Source organism: Mycolicibacterium austroafricanum, from assembly GCF_000612725.1.
Lineage (GTDB): Bacteria > Actinomycetota > Actinomycetes > Mycobacteriales > Mycobacteriaceae > Mycobacterium > Mycobacterium austroafricanum.
The window spans coordinates 432,067-448,229 of sequence record NZ_HG964452.1 but is presented as its reverse complement, the minus strand read 5'-3'; the positions used below and the strand labels follow the sequence as shown (position 1 = coordinate 448,229).

Here is a 16,163-nt window from a genome sequence, read left to right as displayed (position 1 = left end):
AGATCACTGTGACTCTGTCACACCAGACCAAGGGCCAGCATGGCATCGGCGACCCGGATGAACCCGGCGATGTTGGCACCCGCCGCGTAATTGCCCGGTTGGCCGTACTCGTCGGCCGTCGACAGGCAACGGTCGTGGATGCGTCCCATGATCTCCGCCAGCCGTGCCTCGGTGTCTTCGAATGTCCACGAATCACGCGAGGCGTTCTGCTGCATCTCCAGCGCGCTGGTGGCCACCCCGCCGGCGTTGACGGCCTTGCCCGGCGCGAACGTCACCCCGGCTTCCTCGAAGCGCTTCACCGCCTCCGGGGTGCACGGCATGTTGGCACCCTCGGCGACGATCCGGCATCCCGAGTCGATCAACTGCGCGGCGTCGGCGCCCGAGACCTCGTTCTGGGTGGCGCAGGGAAGCGCGATGTCGCACGGCACCTCCCACACACTGCGCCCGGCCACGTGGTGCGCCGCACCGCGGCGCGCCTCGGCGTAGTCGGTCATCCGGCCGCGGCGCAACTCCTTGATCTCCTTGAGGAGGCCGAGGTCGATGCCGTTCTCGTCGTGCACGTAGCCGCTGGAGTCCGAGCATGCGACCACGGTGCCTCCCAGCGCGTGCACCTTCTCGATCGCGTAGATCGCCACGTTGCCCGACCCGGACACCACCACCTGCCTGCCATCGAAGGACTGGCCGCGCGACCGCAGGATCTCGTCGACGAAGAACACGGTGCCGTATCCGGTGGCCTCGGTGCGGACCTGCGATCCGCCCCAGGTCAGCCCCTTGCCGGTGAACACACCGGACTCGTAGCGGTTGGTGATCCGCTTGTACTGGCCGAACAGGTAGCCGATCTCGCGCATACCGACGCCGATGTCGCCTGCCGGCACGTCGGTGTACTCGCCGAGGTGGCGGTACAACTCGGTCATGAAGGACTGGCAGAACCGCATGACCTCGCCGTCGGAGCGGCCCTTGGGGTCGAAGTCCGAGCCGCCCTTGCCGCCGCCGATCGGCATGCCGGTCAGCGAGTTCTTGAAGATCTGCTCGAACCCGAGGAACTTGACGATTCCGAGGTAGACCGAGGGGTGGAACCGCAGGCCGCCCTTGAACGGCCCGAGCGCGGAGTTGAACTCCACCCTGAACCCCCGGTTGATCTGGACGACGCCGCCGTCGTCGAGCCAGGGCACCCGGAAGATGATCTGACGCTCGGGCTCGCACAGCCGCCGGATCACCGCGGTGTCGACGTAGTCGGGATGCTTGTCGACGACGGGCCCGAGGCTGTCGAGCACCTCGTAGACGGCCTGGTGGAACTCGGCCTCGCCCGGGTTGCGGCGGGCTACTTCGTCGTAGATGTCGTGCAGTTTGGTGTTCAGTCCGTCCATGTCAGTCGGCCTGGTAGCGCGGGAAGACGCCGGTGGGGGAGGGCAGCGCCGTCCCGGGGGCCAGCCTCGTCCCGATCGCGGTGAAGGCTCGCCGGTCGGCGGGTTGGCCGAGCAGGTCGAGCAGTTTGGCGGCCGCGTCGGGCATCACCGGCTGGCTCAGCAGCGCGGCGATCCGCACCACCTCCAAGGTCGTGTACAGCACCGTCGCGAAGCGTGCCGGGTCGGTCTTGCGCAGCACCCAGGGCTCCTGCGCGGAGAAGTAGCGGTTGGCCGCGCCCAGCACCGACCAGATCGCCTCCAGCGCCAGGTGCATGGCCGTCGCCTCGAAATGCCGGCGAACGCGCTCCAGCAGCGCGTCGGCCGCGGCGAGCATCTCCGAGTCCTCGGCGGTGAACGCGCCGGGCTGCGGGACCACGCCGTCGAGGTTCTTGGCGACCATCGACAGTGAGCGCTGCGCCAGGTTGCCGAACTCGTTGGCCAGGTCGGCGTTGATCCGGCCGATGATGGCGTCCTCGCTGTAGCTGCCGTCCTGACCGAACGGCACCTCGCGCAGGAAGAAGTAGCGCACCTGATCCAGGCCGAAGGTGTCCACCAGGTTCACCGGGTCGACGACGTTGCCGACCGACTTGCTCATCTTCTCGCCCCGGTTGAGCAGAAAGCCGTGCACGAACACCTTTTTCGGGAGCTCGATCCCCGCCGACATCAGGAACGCCGGCCAGTACACGGTGTGGAACCGGATGATGTCCTTGCCGACCATGTGCAGGTCCGCCGGCCAGTACCGGGTGAACAACTCCGAGTCGGTGTCGGGGAAGCCGACCCCGGTCAGATAATTGGTCAGCGCGTCCACCCACACATACATGACGTGGTCGGGATGGTCGGGCACCGGAACGCCCCAGTCGAAGGTCGTCCGGGAGATCGACAGGTCGCGCAGCCCGCCGGAGACGAAGCTGACGACCTCGTTGCGGCGCACCTCGGGCTCGATGAACTCCGGATGGTCGGCGTAGAGCGCGAGCAGGCGGTCCGCGTAGGCGGACAGCCGGAAGAAGTACGTCTCCTCCTCGGTCCACGTCACCGGCGTGCCGGTCTCGGTGGCGATCCGGACCCCGGCGGCGTCCACCGAGGTCTCGGCCTCGGTGAAGAACCGTTCGTCGCGCACCGAGTACCAGCCCGAATACTTGCCGAGGTACACGTCGCCGGCGTCGACCATCCGGCGCCAGATCGCCTTGGACGCCTCGTAGTGGTCCGGGTCGCTGGTGCGGATGAAGCGGTCGAACGAGATGTGCAGCTTCTCCTGCAGACGCTGGAAGACGTCGGAGTTCGACCTGGCCAGTTCGGCGGTCGGCACTCCGAGCTTTGCCGCGGTCTCGGCCATCTTGAGCCCGTGCACGTCCGTGCCGGTGAGGAACCGGACGTCGAACCCGTCCAACCGCTTGAACCGCGCGACCGCGTCGGTGGCGATGTATTCGTATGCGTGTCCGACGTGCGGGTCACCGTTGGGGTAGGCGATCGCCGTCGTGATGTAGTACGGCTCGGTCATTTCAGCTTCACCCTAGAGTGTGGGCCGTGAGCGCGACCAAGCAGCGGCGCGAGCCGCCCCCGATCCCGCAGCCCCTCGCACCCCTGATCGACGCTCACACCCACCTCGACGCCTGCGGCGCCCGCAACGCCGACGACGTGCGCGCCATCCTCGACCGCGCCGCGTCGGCCGGTGTGCAGGCCGTCGTCACGATCGCCGACGACCTGGAGGCCGCACGCTGGGCCGCCGAGGCCGCCGACTGGGACCCGCGGGTGTATGCGGCCGTGGCGCTGCATCCGACCCGGGCCAACGCGCTGACGCCGGAGGCCCGGAGCGTGATCGAGCGCCTCGCTGCGCATCCCCGGGTGGTCGCGGTCGGGGAGACCGGGATGGATCTCTACTGGCCGGGCCGGCTGGAGGGCTGCGCGGAGCCGGCCGATCAGCGGGAGGCGTTCGCCTGGCACATCGACCTGGCCAAGCGGACCGGCAAGCCGCTGATGATCCACAACCGCGACGCCGACGCCGCGGTGCTCGACGTGCTGCGCGCCGAGGGTGCGCCCGAGACGGTGATCTTTCACTGTTTCTCGTCCGGCGCCGCGATGGCCCGCGCCTGCATCGACGAGGGGTGGCTGCTCAGCCTGTCCGGCACGGTGAGTTTCAAGAACGCCCGTGACCTGCGTGAGGCGGTGCCGCTGATCCCGGCGGACCAGATGCTGGTCGAGACGGACGCGCCGTTTCTGACCCCGCACCCGTTCCGCGGCGCCCCGAACGAGCCCTACTGCCTGCCCTACACTGTGCGGGCGCTGGCCGAGGTCCTCTCCAGGCCGGCAGAGACGATCGCGGAGCAGACTTCCGCGACGGCGAAGCGGGTTTACGGGCTGGCGAGTTGCTGGAACTAGGCCTTTTCGTTACCGTCTTGTGACAATACGTGGGGCGGCCGATTGGCCGCCAGTTGTGCCAAAGTCGGGGATAGACGACATTTTGAATGCATTGATCAAACTTCATCAGACCCGTTCGCCTTTGCTGCGAGTGCTTGTCGCGGCCACTTTGCTGGCATTGATCGTTGCCGGCGGGACGGCGGTGGCGGCGCACAAGACGGTGACCTTGACGGTCGACGACGTGTCGATGGCGGTGCCGACGATGAAGTCCCGCGTCATCGACGTCGTGGAGGAAAACGGCTTCGAGGTCGGCGAGCGGGACGATCTCTACCCGGCGGCCGATACCCCGGTGCACCACTCCGACACCATCGTCCTACGCCGCAGTCGGCCGTTGGAGATCTCCACCGACGGAGGCGGCACCGAGCAGGTGTGGACGACCGCGTCGACCGTCGACCAGGCACTGGCCCAGCTGCAGATGACCGACAAGGCGCCTGTGGCCGCGTCGCGCGGCAGCCGACTCCCGCTGGACGGCATGGCACTTCCGGTCGTCAGCCCCAAGAACGTGCAAATAGACGACGGGGGTGCGGTCCGCGCGGTGCGCCTCGCCGCGCCGAATGTCGCGAGCCTGCTCGATGCTGCCGGGGTGCCGCTACAGCAAAGCGACACGGTCATTCCGGCCGCGTCGTCGCCCGTCGTCGAGGGCATGCGCATCACGGTCACCCGGGTCCGCGTCGCCAAGGTCACCGAACGTTTGCCGCTGATGCCGAACAACCAGCGCATCGACGACGTGACGCTCAACATGAGCCGCCAGATCGTGGAGGACCCCGGCAATCCGGGCGTTCAGGACGTGACTTTCGCGGTCGCGACGGTGAACGGAGTCGAAACGGGCAGGCTGCCAGTAGCCAATGTCGTGATAGCTCCGGCCCGCGACGGTGTGCTGAGAGTGGGTGCGAAGCCCGGCACCGAGGTGCCGCCGGTCTCCAACGGCGGGACGTGGGATGCGTTGGCACGGTGCGAAGCCGGAGGTAATTGGGCGATCAATACCGGAAATGGCTATTTTGGTGGCGTCCAATTTGATCAAAACACCTGGGAGCGCAACGGTGGTCTGAGGTATGCTCAGCGAGCGGATCTGGCAACAAGAGAAGAGCAGATCGCGATTGCTGAGGTTACTCGGGCGCGCCAAGGTTGGGGGGCGTGGCCGACCTGTAGTGGGAGGATCGGTGCGTCGTGACAATACGGCTGCTCGGGCGAACTGAAATTCGGCATCTGGCTAAGTCGATCGACTTCCGGCCACGCAAGTCTTTCGGTCAGAACTTCGTGCACGACGCCAACACTGTGCGTCGCATCGTGTCCGCGTCCAGCATCAACCGGTCCGACCACGTACTCGAGGTCGGTCCCGGGCTGGGCTCGTTGACGCTCGCGCTGCTGGACCGGGGCGCCAAGGTGACCGCGGTCGAGATCGACCCGGTGCTGGCCAACCAGCTCCCCACCACGATTGCCGCCCACTCGCACAGCGAGGTCAACCGGCTGACCGTGCTCAACCGCGACATCCTGACGTTCAAGCAGTCGGACATGACCGAGATGCCGACCGCGCTGGTGGCGAACCTGCCCTACAACGTCGCGGTGCCTGCACTGCTGCATCTGCTCGCCGAGTTCCCGTCGATCCGCACCGTGATGGTGATGGTGCAGGCGGAGGTCGCCGAGCGGCTGGCCGCCGAGCCGGGCGGCAAGGACTACGGGGTGCCGAGCGCCAAGGTGCGGTTCTTCGGTAACGTCCGCCGCTACGGCATGGTGTCGCCGACGGTCTTCTGGCCGATCCCGCGGGTCTACTCGGGTCTGGTGCGCATCGATCGCTACGAGACGTCGCCGTGGCCCACCGACCCGGAGTTCCGCCAGCAGGTCTTCGAGCTCATCGACGTGGCCTTCGCGCAGCGCCGCAAGACCTCGCGCAACGCGTTCGCCGAGTGGGCGGGCTCGGGCAACGAGTCGGCCAGCCGTCTGCTGGCGGCCAGTATCGACCCCTCGCGCCGGGGTGAGACGTTGAGCATCAACGACTTCGTCCGGCTGCTTCAGCGTTCCGCGGACTGGCACGTGGTGCCCAAGCCGGAGTCGGCGGCGACCGCTGTCGCAACCGACGAGGACGCCCAGGTCCCCACGCTGTAATTTCGCGCCGAAACTGCATTCCACGCGGTCATTTCGGTGCGATCACCACGCTCGACGCAGTCTCGGCGCTGTTAGTGTCGTTCGGTGTCCGCGCGTGACGGTAATACGGCTTCCGAGTGGGTTCCCACGGGTTCGGTCACGGTCCGTGTGCCCGGCAAGGTCAACCTCTATCTGGATGTGGGCGATCGTCGGGACGACGGCTATCACGAATTGACCACCGTGTTCCACGCGGTGTCACTGCTCGACGAGGTCACCGTCCGGACCGCGGACATCCTGTCGCTGGAGATGACCGGCGAGGGCGCCGAGTCGCTGCCGACCGACGAGCGCAACCTGGCGTGGCGGGCCGCGGAACTGATGGCCGACCACGTCGGACGGTCTCCCGATGTGGCGATCTCGATCGAGAAGACCATCCCGGTGGCCGGCGGCATGGCGGGCGGCAGCGCCGACGCGGCCGCTGTGCTGGTGGCGATGAACTCGCTCTGGGAACTCGGCGTGCCCCGGCGTGACCTGCACGCCCTGGCCGCCCAGTTGGGCAGCGATGTCCCGTTCGCGCTGCACGGTGGCACCGCGTTGGGGACGGGCCGGGGCGAGGAACTGGCGACGGTGTTGACGCGCAACACGTTTCACTGGGTGCTGGCGTTCTCGCCCGGCGGGCTGTCCACCGCGAAGGTGTTCGCCGAGATCGATCGTCTGCGCGCCGAGGAGGACCGCACCCTGCCGCCGCGCCTGGAATCACCCGAACCCGTGCTCGCCGCCCTCGCCTCGGGGGACCCGGCCCAACTGGCGCCGTTGCTCGGCAACGACCTGCAGCCCGCTGCACTGAGCCTGGACTCCACGCTCCGCCGCACGCTGCGCGCGGGTGTCGACGCGGGTGCGCTGGCGGGTGTGGTGTCGGGATCGGGCCCGACTTGCGCGTTCCTGTGTGGATCGGCCGGCGCCGCGGTCGACGTCGGGACCGAACTGGCCGGCGCGGGCGTGTGCCGGACGGTGCGCGTGGCGAGCGGGCCCGTGCAGGGCGCGCGGGTGGTGCCGAGCCCGTCGAACGCCGGCTGACATCAAGCGGTGATCACGATCCGGTGTGACACACGCCTCAATACTCGCTCTCGTTTGGCAGTTACTTAAGAGTTGCTTAAGATGAGCGACGGTGAGAGCTAGCGGTCAAGCTGTGGACGCAATGAACAACCCCACCGGTGGTACCGGCGGGGCGCAGGGCGCAATGCGTGCTGCATCCGGCCGCGCTCACGGAACATCACCGATTCGAGACACAACCGCTCCCCGACTGTGTGCGCGCCTCCGTGTAAAGGCCGCTGGTCAGGCGGAGCATGGCAAACGGGCATGTGCACCGGGGCAGATGTCGGCGAGGAGGTCGTCGTGAGCAGATTCACCGAGAAGATGTACCGCAGTGCCCATACCACCGGCAGGGGCATGGTCACCGGAGAGCCCTACGAGCCGGTTCGTCACACCTGGGGTGAGGTGCACGAGCGGGCGAAGCGCATCGCCGGCGGACTGGCCGCGGCCGGCGTCGGCCTCGGCGACGCGGTCGGTGTGCTCGCGGGCTTCCCGGTCGAGATCGCGCCCACCGCGCAGGGTCTGTGGATGCGCGGCGCGAGCCTGACGATGCTGCACCAGCCGACGCCGCGCACCGACCTCGTGGTCTGGGCCGAGGACACCATGAACGTCATCGGCATGATCGAGGCCAAGGCCGTCATCGTGTCCGAGCCGTTCCTGGTGGCGATCCCGGTGCTGGAGGAAAAGGGCATCAAGGTCCTCACCGTGACGGATCTGCTGGCCGCCGACCCCATCGAGCCCATCGAGGTCGGCGAAGACGATCTGGCGCTGATGCAGTTGACGAGCGGATCCACCGGGTCACCCAAAGCCGTGCAGATCACGCACCGCAACATCTACTCCAACGCCGAGGCGATGTTCATCGGCGCACAGTACGACGTCGAGAAGGACGTCATGGTCAGCTGGCTGCCGTGCTTCCACGACATGGGCATGGTCGGCTTCCTGACCATCCCGATGTACTTCGGCGCCGAACTGGTCAAGGTCACGCCGCTGGACTTCCTGCGCGACACCCTGCTGTGGGCCAAGCTGATCGACAAGTACAAGGGCACCATGACCGCGGCGCCGAACTTCGCTTACGCGCTGTTCGCCAAGCGGCTGCGCCGTCAGGCCAAGCCCGGCGAGTTCGACCTGTCCACGCTGCGCTTCGCGTTGTCCGGCGCCGAGCCCGTGGAACCCGCAGACGTAGAGGATCTGCTGGACGCCGGCAAGCCGTTCGGTCTCGACCCCGGCGCGATCCTGCCCGCCTACGGCATGGCCGAGACCACGCTGGCCGTGTCGTTCTCACCCTGCGGTGCGGGCCTGACGGTCGACGAGGTCGACGCCGACCTGCTGGCGGCGCTGCGCCGCGCGGTCCCGGCGACCAAGGGCCACACCAAGCGTCTCGCCGAGCTCGGCCCGCTGCTGACCGACCTCGAGGCCCGGGTCATCGACGACCACGGCAATGTCATGCCGCCCCGCGGCGTCGGCGTGATCGAGCTGCGCGGCGAGTGCGTGACGCCCGGATACATGACCATGGGCGGCTTCATTCCTGCTCAGGACGAACACGGCTGGTACGACACCGGCGACCTCGGCTACATCACCGAGGAGGGCAACGTGGTGGTCTGCGGCCGCGTCAAGGACGTCATCATCATGGCCGGCCGCAACATCTACCCGACGGACATCGAACGTGCGGCGGGCCGCGTGGAAGGTGTGCGTCCGGGCTGTGCCGTCGCGGTGCGGCTGGATGCCGGCCATTCCCGCGAGACGTTCGCCGTCGCCGTCGAGTCCAACAACTGGCAGGACCCGGCGGAGGTACGCCGCATCGAGCACCAGGTGGCCCATGAGGTCGTCGCGGAGGTCGACATGCGTCCCCGCAACGTCGTCGTGCTCGGCCCGGGCAGCATCCCCAAGACGTCGTCCGGCAAGCTGCGCCGCTCGAACTCGGTCTCCCTGGTCACCTAGCCTCGGCTTTCGCGCGAGCGTGCGTGTCTGCACCCGACACGCCGCACATTCTCGCTACTTCGCGCACGCTCACCGTGACTTCACGCACGCTCACCGTGCGGCTGGCGAGCTCACCGTGCGGCAGGCGAGTCGCCTGCACCCAGGGCGACGGCCGGCAGGTACTCACCGACCAGGGTTCGGTGCCACCAACGCCGTTCGTCGCGCAGCTCCCGCCATGTCGTGAACCGGTATTCGTACAGCCGCGCCCGGATGCATCGGGGTGGCTCGTCGGGAAACGGATTGTGCCCGAGTAGACGAAGTGTCGCGGCATCGTTGCGCAGCAGCCGTACCACCAGCGGCCGGAACCAGTCGCGCGCGTAGGCCGGTGACAGCGCCGCGAACCACATCATCCAGTCCAGGCGCAGGTGGTAAGGCGCCCACTGCCGGGGCATCCGGCGCAGGTCGCCGGGTTTCCCCTTGAAGCCGTACTCCTTCCACACCGTCTGCGCGGTGGGTTCCGGCTCGGCGGTCCCCTCGATGACCACCTCGTACCGGACCCGGCCGATGCTGCCGAACGCCCCGTAGGTGTTCACCAGGTGGAAGGGGTTGAACGACGCGTTCATCTGCTGCCGGCGTCCGAGCATGTTGCGCACGGGCCAGTAGCTCAGGACCACCGTCAGCGCCGTGCCTGCGATCACCAGGGCGGCGAACCACGGCGGCGGCCCAGCCCGGGCCGGAGGCGCGGACATCGGCAGCACCACGGCGAACACGGACTGGTCGACGGCACTGAACGCGAGGAGGATCGTCAGCCAGTTGAGCCACGCGAAGTTCCCGGACAGCACCAGCCACAGCTGCGTGACGATCACGATCCCCGCAGCCACCGAGGCCACCGGCTGCGGGGCGAACAACGCGAACGGGACGACCAGCTGGGCGACGTGGTTGCCCGCGACCTCGACACGGTGCAGTGGCTTGGGCAGGTGGTGGAAGAACCAGCTCAGCGGGCCCGGCATCGGCTGGGTCTCGTGGTGGTAGTCCAGGCAGCTCAGGTCGCGCCAGCACGGATCGCCGCGCATCTTGATCAGCCCGGCGCCGAACTCCACGCGGAACAACAGCCAGCGCGCCAACCACAACGCCAGCAGCGGCGGCGCCGTGTCGTCGTTGCCCAGCAGCATGGCCAGGAAGCCCGCCTCCAACAACAGCGACTCCCAACCGAATCCGTACCAGCGCTGCCCGACGTTGACGATCGACAGGTACAGGACCCACAGCGCCAGCCACGCCAGCGTGGCTGCCCACAGCGGTACCAGGTCGTCGCCGCCGGCGGCGACGGCGGTCGCCAGCACCGCCCCGCTCCAGCACACGGCGCTGAAGAAGCGGTCGGAGTAGTGGAGATGGAACACGCTCGGGGCGACCCGGAACGGCACCTGGGCGACGAACCGTGGCACCGGCAACATTCCGTGCTCACCGATCAGTGCGCGGAACTGGCGGGCCGCGGCGACGAACGCGATCAGGTAGATCGCCGCCACACCCCGCTGCAGGACCTCCCGGGCCAGCCAGTACCCGGGTGCGTCGAACCAGTCCGCGTACACATCTTCAGTAGACGCCGTTGCAGCCCCCGATGGCGGACAAAAGCGTTGGTCCGATGTCGGTGTGCGCCTATACCGTCGATGCCATGGAATCGGCGATCGAAGCCATCGACCTGGTCAAGCGGTTCGGGGACACCCTGGACAACCCCGCCGTCGACGGGGTGAGTTTCGCGGTCCCGCCGGGGACCGTGCTCGGGCTTCTCGGCCCCAACGGTGCGGGCAAGACCACGACGGTGCGCATGATGACGACGCTCACCGAGCCGACCAGCGGCACCGCGCGGGTGGCCGGTTACGACGTGCGCGCCCAGCCCGACGACGTACGGCGCCACATGGGGCTGACGGGGCAGGTGGCCACCGTCGACGAGCTGCTGACCGGGCGGGAGAACATCCGCATGATCGGCGGGCTCTACGGCATCCGCCGCAAGGACCTTGACAGGCTCGGTGATCAACTGCTGCACCAGTTTTCGCTGACCGATGCCGCAGACCGGGTGGTCAGGTCCTACTCCGGGGGCATGCGGCGCCGGCTGGATCTCGCGGTGAGTCTGCTCGCGTCACCGCCGGTGTTGTTCCTCGACGAGCCGACCACCGGCCTGGATCCGCGCAGCCGCAGCGAACTGTGGGACGTGCTTCGCGGCCTGGTCGCGCAGGGCACCACGCTGCTGCTGACCACCCAGTACCTCGAAGAGGCCGACCAGCTGGCCGACAACATCGTCGTGATCGACAGGGGGCACATCATCGCCGAGGGCTCGCCGCTGGAACTCAAGCAGCAGGCCGGGCGGGCCAGCCTGGTGGTCACCGTCGGCGACGCCGCCGACCTCGAAGGCGCCCGGACCCTGCTCGGCCAGACCGGGGCCGAGGTGTTCGTCGACGCCGGTGCCCGCCGGTTGACCGCGTCGGCCGACGGTCTCGACGACATGATCCGGGTGGCGGAGTGGTTGCGGGACAGCGGCATCGCCGTCGACGACATCGGGTTGTCCCGGCCCAGCCTCGACGACGTGTTCCTGACGCTCACCGGACACCGCACCGAAGACAGTGAGGAGATCGGCGCATGACCGCGCTCGACACCGAGGCCCACGCAGCGGTGCGGCCCCAGCCGGTGCCCATCCGGCCCACCAATCTCGCGCAGCAGTCGTGGATCATGGTCAAGCGCAACATGATCCACACCAAGCGGATGCCCGAGATGCTCAGCGACGTGACCGCGCAGCCGATCATGTTCGTACTGTTGTTCGCGTTCGTGTTCGGAGCGTCGATCACCAACACCGGCGGCGCGTCCTACCGGGAGTTCCTGCTGCCGGGCATCCAGGCGCAGACCATCGTGTTCTCGGCATTCGTCGTCGCCTCGGGAATCACGGCCGACGTCGAGAAGGGCATCATCGACCGCTTCCGGTCGCTGCCGATCTCCCGCTCCTCGGTGCTGATCGGCCGCAGCATCGCCAGCGTCATCCACTCGTCGCTGGGCGTGCTGGTGATGGCGCTGACGGGTCTGGCCATCGGATGGCGCATCCGCAACGGTGTCGCCGAAGCCGTTCTGGCCTTTGCGCTCCTGCTGCTGTTCGGCTTCGGGATGATCTGGTTCGGCATCCTGATCGGTTCGCTGTTGCGCACCGTCGAGGCGGTCAACGGCGTGATGTTCACCGCGTTGTTCCCGGTCACGTTTTTGGCCAACACGTTCGTGCCGACGGAGCCGATGCCGCGCTGGCTGCGGGTGATCGCCGAGTGGAACCCGGTGTCGTCGCTGGCGCAGGCGATGCGCGAGCTGTGGGGCAACGGCGGGCCGGCCCCGGCCGGCGCGCAGCTGCCGCTGCACCATCCGGTGCTGGCGACCGTCCTGTGGTCGTTGGCGTTGACCGCGGTGTTCGCGCCGTTCGCGCTGTATGCGTACAAACGTCGTACCGGCGGGTGAGTCGATGCGGTCGGCCGGTCCCCGTCGGTGCTGGGACTGCACAGCTTTCTGACTATTTCGCTGTCCCGACACCGCAGCGGCCGCCCTGACCTATGCTCCAATCCTCTGGCAGTCTCGGCCCTGGAGGAAACATGCCGATCCTTCGCGCAGTCTCCGCAGTTCTGGTCGCGGCGGCCGGCGTCGTCACTGCGACGGTCTGCTCGGCTCCCGTATGGGCAGGCGGACCCGGCGGCATGGTGGAGACCGGCGTCGTGTCGAGGGCCGTCGGTTCCGGTGTGCGTGACGGCATGCTGGTCGGCTTCTCGGCCTCCGGTCCGACCAATGAAGCGGCCTCGGCGGCAGTGATAGCGGTCTGTCAGAACGCCGGCGCCGAGCAGTGCAGCAGCGACGAAGTGACCAACGACGTCTTCTGCGTGGTGTCGGTCGGGGCGGACAACGGCAGCGGCATCGTTTCCGGCGGCGCCGGACCCACAGTCGAAGCCGCCCGTGACGATGCGTTCCGCAACGTCGGACGGGCGAATCTCACGCTGGACCCGAATGCTCGGGTCCTGGCCTCGTCCTGCCCGTGAGCAGGTTTGCGCTGGGCGGCGTTCCAGCAGGGAAGGTGACCATGACCAGTCGCGCGAACTACCCGACGTTGGTGTTGATGACGAGTGTGGTTGCGGTGCTGCTTGTCTCGGCTCCGCCCGCCTCGGCGCAGGCGAACTGCCAGGAAGCCGGCAACCTGGTCAGGTGTGAGACCAACGGCAGCGTGTCGATCAAGGCGGTGCCGGGGACGCGAGCGCCCAATGTGGCCGATACCATCCCCCGTAACAACCGGACCGGGATCATCCTGTCCTGGTAGTCAGCTCCGGGTGCGCGGCCGATGCCGACTCGGACCCGGGGGAAGTCGTTCAGGTGCGGTGCAGACCGGCCTGCGGTCAGAGACCCGCGGCGGTGAGCAACGCTGCCACTGCGGTCCTGGTCGAATCCGGGTAGTGGCCGTAGAGCAGGGCGTAATCGGCGGCACCGGTGTGCAGGACGGTGAGTTGTTCGGCGAGATCGTCGGGAGCCGCCACCCCGGCCAGGCGGGCCTGCCGAACCAGGAATTGGGTCAGCTTCGCTTTGTGGTCGGCCGCGATACGGACCGCGCGATGGTCAGGATCGCGGAATTCCGTAGCGATGTTGACGAAGAAACAGCCGGCGAAATCCGGGTCGGTGCAGTACTTCGCCTGCGCGTCGAACACCGCGAGGATCCGGTCGCGCGGAGACGAATCATCATCCTCATCCGGTAAGTCGCGAAGCGCCATGCCTTCGCAGCTGTCCAGCACCGCGAGAAGCAGATCGTCCTTCGAGTCGAAGTACTTGTACAGCGTGCGTTTCGACATTCCGATCGACGTGGTCAGACGGTCGATGCCGACGGCCCCGAAGCCCTCTCGGTGGAACAGTTCAACCGCCGCGTCGATGGCGCGCTGACGCGGGTCCTCAGCCGGCACGTCCGCGCTCCTCTGACGTCGCACGAGGCGCGGTGTCATGCACGGCCGCACTGCTCCGCCCCGGATACCGACGACACGGATCCGACGTGCCGGTGCCGGCGGCGGACGACGATGCCTGACCGTCTTCTCTCATCGCAGCTCCTGTCGCCCGGCTGCAGCCGATGCTACCAGGATGAAGAACGATCTGTTTCCACCCTGCGACCGGCCCTGGCCTGTGATGGACATCGTCCGTTCCCACCCCGGCGACGCCAAGGTGGGAACGGACGTGACGCATCCGTCACAGCAGGGGCTGTCTACCTGTCTATCGGACCAGCGTCGTGACGACTTCGACGGGATTGGCCAGGGTGTCACGGATTGGTGAATGATCCTGCACGGCCTCGGTCAATTTCTGCAGTTGTTCGCCGCTTGCGTTCGGCGACTCGGCATGCACGTTGACCCGGATCTGTTGTGCGCCCGGCCGTACGGAGTCGTCCAGGCCGAGGAAGCCGTGCAGGTCGAAATCGACCTCCAACTCCAGCTTCAAGGAAGACAACTCGATTCCCCGCAGAGCGGCGTTGGTGGCATAGGTGACGGCGTAACAGCCGGCCAAAGCCTGCAGTACGTACTCGGCCGGGTTCGCAGCCGTGTCGGTGCCGAGCAGCGCTGCCGGTTCGTCGGATTCCAGTACGTAGCGAGACCGCCGGTCGGCGACGGCCTCGCCGTTCTGCCGCATCTCCCCGGTCTGCGAGCGCTGGTGGCACCCGGAGAGCCAGGCCGAACCCAGGGTGAAGCTCACCTGCGCCAGGGCCGGAGTTGCTCTCACCGCGTCCAAGGTCGCCGAAAGCGCTTCACGGTCAATGCCGTTGAGGGTGGTTGTGGTGGTCATGTTGTTCGCGCCCTTCTTCGTTGAGGTGTTGGGACGTGCCAGTGTTGTTTCAGGTCAGCCGTCGGACCGGGGCGATGAGTGGAGGGCTCGCGGCGTCAGTCCGCGGTCGGGTAGTCGGTGTAACCCTGGGGATATCCGGCGACATCGGAGCCGTAGACCGTGTCGAAATCCACCTCGGCCAGCGGGAGTTCTTCGAACAGGCGCCTCGGCAGATCCGGATTCGCGATGAACGGCCGGCCGAACGCTGCGGCATCGATGAAGCCCTCGGCGATCATTTCGTCCGCTTTCGCGACTGTATAGTTCCCGGCCCCGATGATGATGCCGGAGAAGGCGTTTCGAAGCCCGCTGCGGAACGCCGAATCGAGTGCCGGCCCCTCGGCCCAGTCTGGCTCGCACAGATGCAGGTAGCCGACCCCGCGCTCATGAAGGGCCGCCGCCATGTACAGGCCCATCTCCATGCCGTCGGCGTCGTCGAGTCCGCCGAATTTGATCATGGGCGACAGTCGGATTCCGACGTGGGCGGCGTCCCATTCGTCGGTGAGCGCGTCGACGACCTCAAGCGGCAACCGGGCCCGGTTCTGCAGAGAGCCGCCGTATCGATCGTCGCGATGATTCGAGCTGACCGACATGAACTGCTGGAGCAGGTACCCGTTGGCAGCGTGGATCTCCACCATGTCGAATCCGGCCTCACGCGCATTGCGGGTCGCGCGACGGTAATCCTCGATCAGCCTGGGGATCTCGCTGACCTCCAGCGCCCGCGGCGTGGGAGACTGGGCTGTGTAACGTTCGCCGTCGGCGTGCTTGAGCGTCACCGTGCCATCGAAGTCGATCGCACTCGCCGAGACACCCGGCTGGCCACCTTGCAGCGTTTCGTGGGTCAACCGCCCGACATGCCAGAGCTGCAACGAGATTCGCCCGCCGGCCGCGTGTACGGCATCGGTGACCTTGCGCCAGCCAGCCACCTGAGCGTCGCTGTGAATGCCCGGGGTGTCGGCGTAGCCCTTACCCTCCGGTGAGATCTGGGAGCCCTCGGTCACGATCAATCCGGCGCCCGCGCGCTGCGTGTAGTAGTCGACCATCAGATCGGTCGGCACGTCGCCGGGTTGCGCTGCCCGCATCCTGGTCATCGGGGCCATGAAGACCCGGTTCGGCGTCACGAAGGCCGGCAGTTCGAGTGGTTTCGAGATGAGCTTGGTCATGTTTCCTTCCTGGGGAGTCGCCGACGCGATCCCCATACTGTTGAACAACGAGGAGGCGGTCCCCGCAGGGGCGCCGTCGAATGACTGCGCGTAGGCAGCAGGCCTTCGCGCATGGCGGCACCAGCCGTGTCACGCGATGTGAGATCGCATGCATGACAGCGTGATTCGGCAATATTCTGATGTGCGGGGCCCGCCATTGGGGTGTCCCGGCTGGAAGCCTAGCACACGA

Annotated in this window: 15 protein-coding genes; 9 read left to right on the top strand and 6 right to left on the bottom strand. The window is 67.5% G+C overall.

Features of this window, described 5'->3' with window-relative positions; all coding sequences use genetic code 11:
* Window positions 1-17: 17 nt before the first annotated feature.
* Window positions 18-1,367, bottom strand: coding sequence for an NADP-specific glutamate dehydrogenase (gene gdhA, locus BN976_RS12590; protein WP_036371042.1), 1,350 nt, complete (start codon window positions 1,365-1,367; stop codon window positions 18-20).
* A gap of 1 nt (window position 1,368) precedes the next feature.
* Entirely contained in the window at window positions 1,369-2,904 is a 1,536-nt protein-coding gene (metG, locus tag BN976_RS12585) for a methionine--tRNA ligase (protein WP_011781950.1), read from the bottom strand.
* 26 nt (window positions 2,905-2,930) lie between these two features.
* Between metG and BN976_RS12580 the strand changes: the two genes are divergently transcribed.
* The 5 genes from BN976_RS12580 to BN976_RS12560 all read left to right on the top strand — a co-directional run bounded on the left by BN976_RS12580 (window position 2,931) and on the right by BN976_RS12560 (window position 8,930).
* Window positions 2,931-3,782: a TatD family hydrolase gene (locus BN976_RS12580; protein ID WP_011781949.1), complete on the top strand. Its 852-nt coding sequence runs from the start codon at window positions 2,931-2,933 to the stop codon at window positions 3,780-3,782.
* Window positions 3,783-3,864: 82 nt separating this feature from the next.
* Window positions 3,865-4,992 (top strand): resuscitation-promoting factor, encoded by a 1,128-nt coding sequence (locus BN976_RS12575; protein WP_011781948.1) that lies wholly within the window; start codon window positions 3,865-3,867, stop codon window positions 4,990-4,992.
* The gene (gene rsmA, locus BN976_RS12570) at window positions 4,989-5,924 is read left to right on the top strand and encodes a 16S rRNA (adenine(1518)-N(6)/adenine(1519)-N(6))-dimethyltransferase RsmA (RefSeq protein ID WP_011781947.1); all 936 of its coding nucleotides are present in this window, start codon (window positions 4,989-4,991) and stop codon (window positions 5,922-5,924) included. Before BN976_RS12575 ends, rsmA begins: the two co-directional genes overlap by 4 nt.
* A gap of 84 nt (window positions 5,925-6,008) precedes the next feature.
* Entirely contained in the window at window positions 6,009-6,977 is a 969-nt protein-coding gene (locus BN976_RS12565) for a 4-(cytidine 5'-diphospho)-2-C-methyl-D-erythritol kinase (protein ID WP_011781946.1), read from the top strand.
* Window positions 6,978-7,295: 318 nt separating this feature from the next.
* A complete protein-coding gene (locus BN976_RS12560) occupies window positions 7,296-8,930 on the top strand; it encodes a fatty acyl-AMP ligase (protein ID WP_011781945.1) in 1,635 nt (544 codons plus the stop codon).
* Window positions 8,931-9,040: 110 nt separating this feature from the next.
* Here the strand turns inward: BN976_RS12560 and BN976_RS12555 are convergent, their stop codons facing one another.
* A complete protein-coding gene (locus BN976_RS12555) occupies window positions 9,041-10,495 on the bottom strand; it encodes a lipase maturation factor family protein (RefSeq protein ID WP_011781944.1) in 1,455 nt (484 codons plus the stop codon).
* 83 nt (window positions 10,496-10,578) lie between these two features.
* Here BN976_RS12555 and BN976_RS12550 point away from each other — a divergent pair, with 83 nt between their 5' ends.
* The 4 genes from BN976_RS12550 to BN976_RS12535 all read left to right on the top strand — a co-directional run bounded on the left by BN976_RS12550 (window position 10,579) and on the right by BN976_RS12535 (window position 13,239).
* On the top strand, window positions 10,579-11,544 hold the full coding sequence (locus BN976_RS12550; RefSeq protein ID WP_036371422.1) for a daunorubicin resistance protein DrrA family ABC transporter ATP-binding protein: 966 nt from the start codon (window positions 10,579-10,581) through the stop codon (window positions 11,542-11,544).
* Entirely contained in the window at window positions 11,541-12,395 is an 855-nt protein-coding gene (locus BN976_RS12545) for an ABC transporter permease (protein WP_011781942.1), read from the top strand. Before BN976_RS12550 ends, BN976_RS12545 begins: the two co-directional genes overlap by 4 nt.
* A 131-nt stretch (window positions 12,396-12,526) precedes the next feature.
* On the top strand, window positions 12,527-12,964 hold the full coding sequence (locus BN976_RS12540) for a DUF4189 domain-containing protein (RefSeq protein WP_011781941.1): 438 nt from the start codon (window positions 12,527-12,529) through the stop codon (window positions 12,962-12,964).
* Window positions 12,965-13,005: 41 nt separating this feature from the next.
* Complete coding sequence (locus BN976_RS12535; RefSeq protein WP_036371038.1) at window positions 13,006-13,239, top strand: hypothetical protein; 234 nt, start codon at window positions 13,006-13,008, stop codon at window positions 13,237-13,239.
* A 76-nt stretch (window positions 13,240-13,315) separates the two neighbouring features.
* On the opposite strand, the gene BN976_RS12530 is transcribed toward BN976_RS12535, so the two are convergent.
* The 3 genes from BN976_RS12530 to BN976_RS12520 form a co-directional block, all read right to left on the bottom strand.
* Window positions 13,316-13,870, bottom strand: a complete 555-nt coding sequence (locus tag BN976_RS12530; RefSeq protein WP_011781939.1) for a TetR/AcrR family transcriptional regulator — start codon at window positions 13,868-13,870, stop codon at window positions 13,316-13,318.
* A gap of 301 nt (window positions 13,871-14,171) precedes the next feature.
* Complete coding sequence (locus BN976_RS12525; protein WP_011781938.1) at window positions 14,172-14,735, bottom strand: OsmC family protein; 564 nt, start codon at window positions 14,733-14,735, stop codon at window positions 14,172-14,174.
* A 95-nt stretch (window positions 14,736-14,830) separates the two neighbouring features.
* On the bottom strand, window positions 14,831-15,934 hold the full coding sequence (locus tag BN976_RS12520) for an alkene reductase (RefSeq protein WP_011781937.1): 1,104 nt from the start codon (window positions 15,932-15,934) through the stop codon (window positions 14,831-14,833).
* Window positions 15,935-16,163 lie beyond the last annotated feature (229 nt).

What these genes read in the sequence shown, in the direction of transcription:
- gdhA (WP_036371042.1), bottom strand. Translation starts at nt 1,367, where the DNA reads ATGGACGGACTGAACACCAAACTGCACGACATCTACGACGAAGTAGCC.
- metG (WP_011781950.1), bottom strand. Translation starts at nt 2,904, where the DNA reads ATGACCGAGCCGTACTACATCACGACGGCGATCGCCTACCCCAACGGT.
- BN976_RS12550 (WP_036371422.1), top strand. Translation starts at nt 10,579, where the DNA reads ATGGAATCGGCGATCGAAGCCATCGACCTGGTCAAGCGGTTCGGGGAC.
- BN976_RS12545 (WP_011781942.1), top strand. Translation starts at nt 11,541, where the DNA reads ATGACCGCGCTCGACACCGAGGCCCACGCAGCGGTGCGGCCCCAGCCG.
- BN976_RS12540 (WP_011781941.1), top strand. Translation starts at nt 12,527, where the DNA reads ATGCCGATCCTTCGCGCAGTCTCCGCAGTTCTGGTCGCGGCGGCCGGC.
- BN976_RS12535 (WP_036371038.1), top strand. Translation starts at nt 13,006, where the DNA reads ATGACCAGTCGCGCGAACTACCCGACGTTGGTGTTGATGACGAGTGTG.
- BN976_RS12525 (WP_011781938.1), bottom strand. Translation starts at nt 14,735, where the DNA reads ATGACCACCACAACCACCCTCAACGGCATTGACCGTGAAGCGCTTTCG.
- BN976_RS12520 (WP_011781937.1), bottom strand. Translation starts at nt 15,934, where the DNA reads ATGACCAAGCTCATCTCGAAACCACTCGAACTGCCGGCCTTCGTGACG.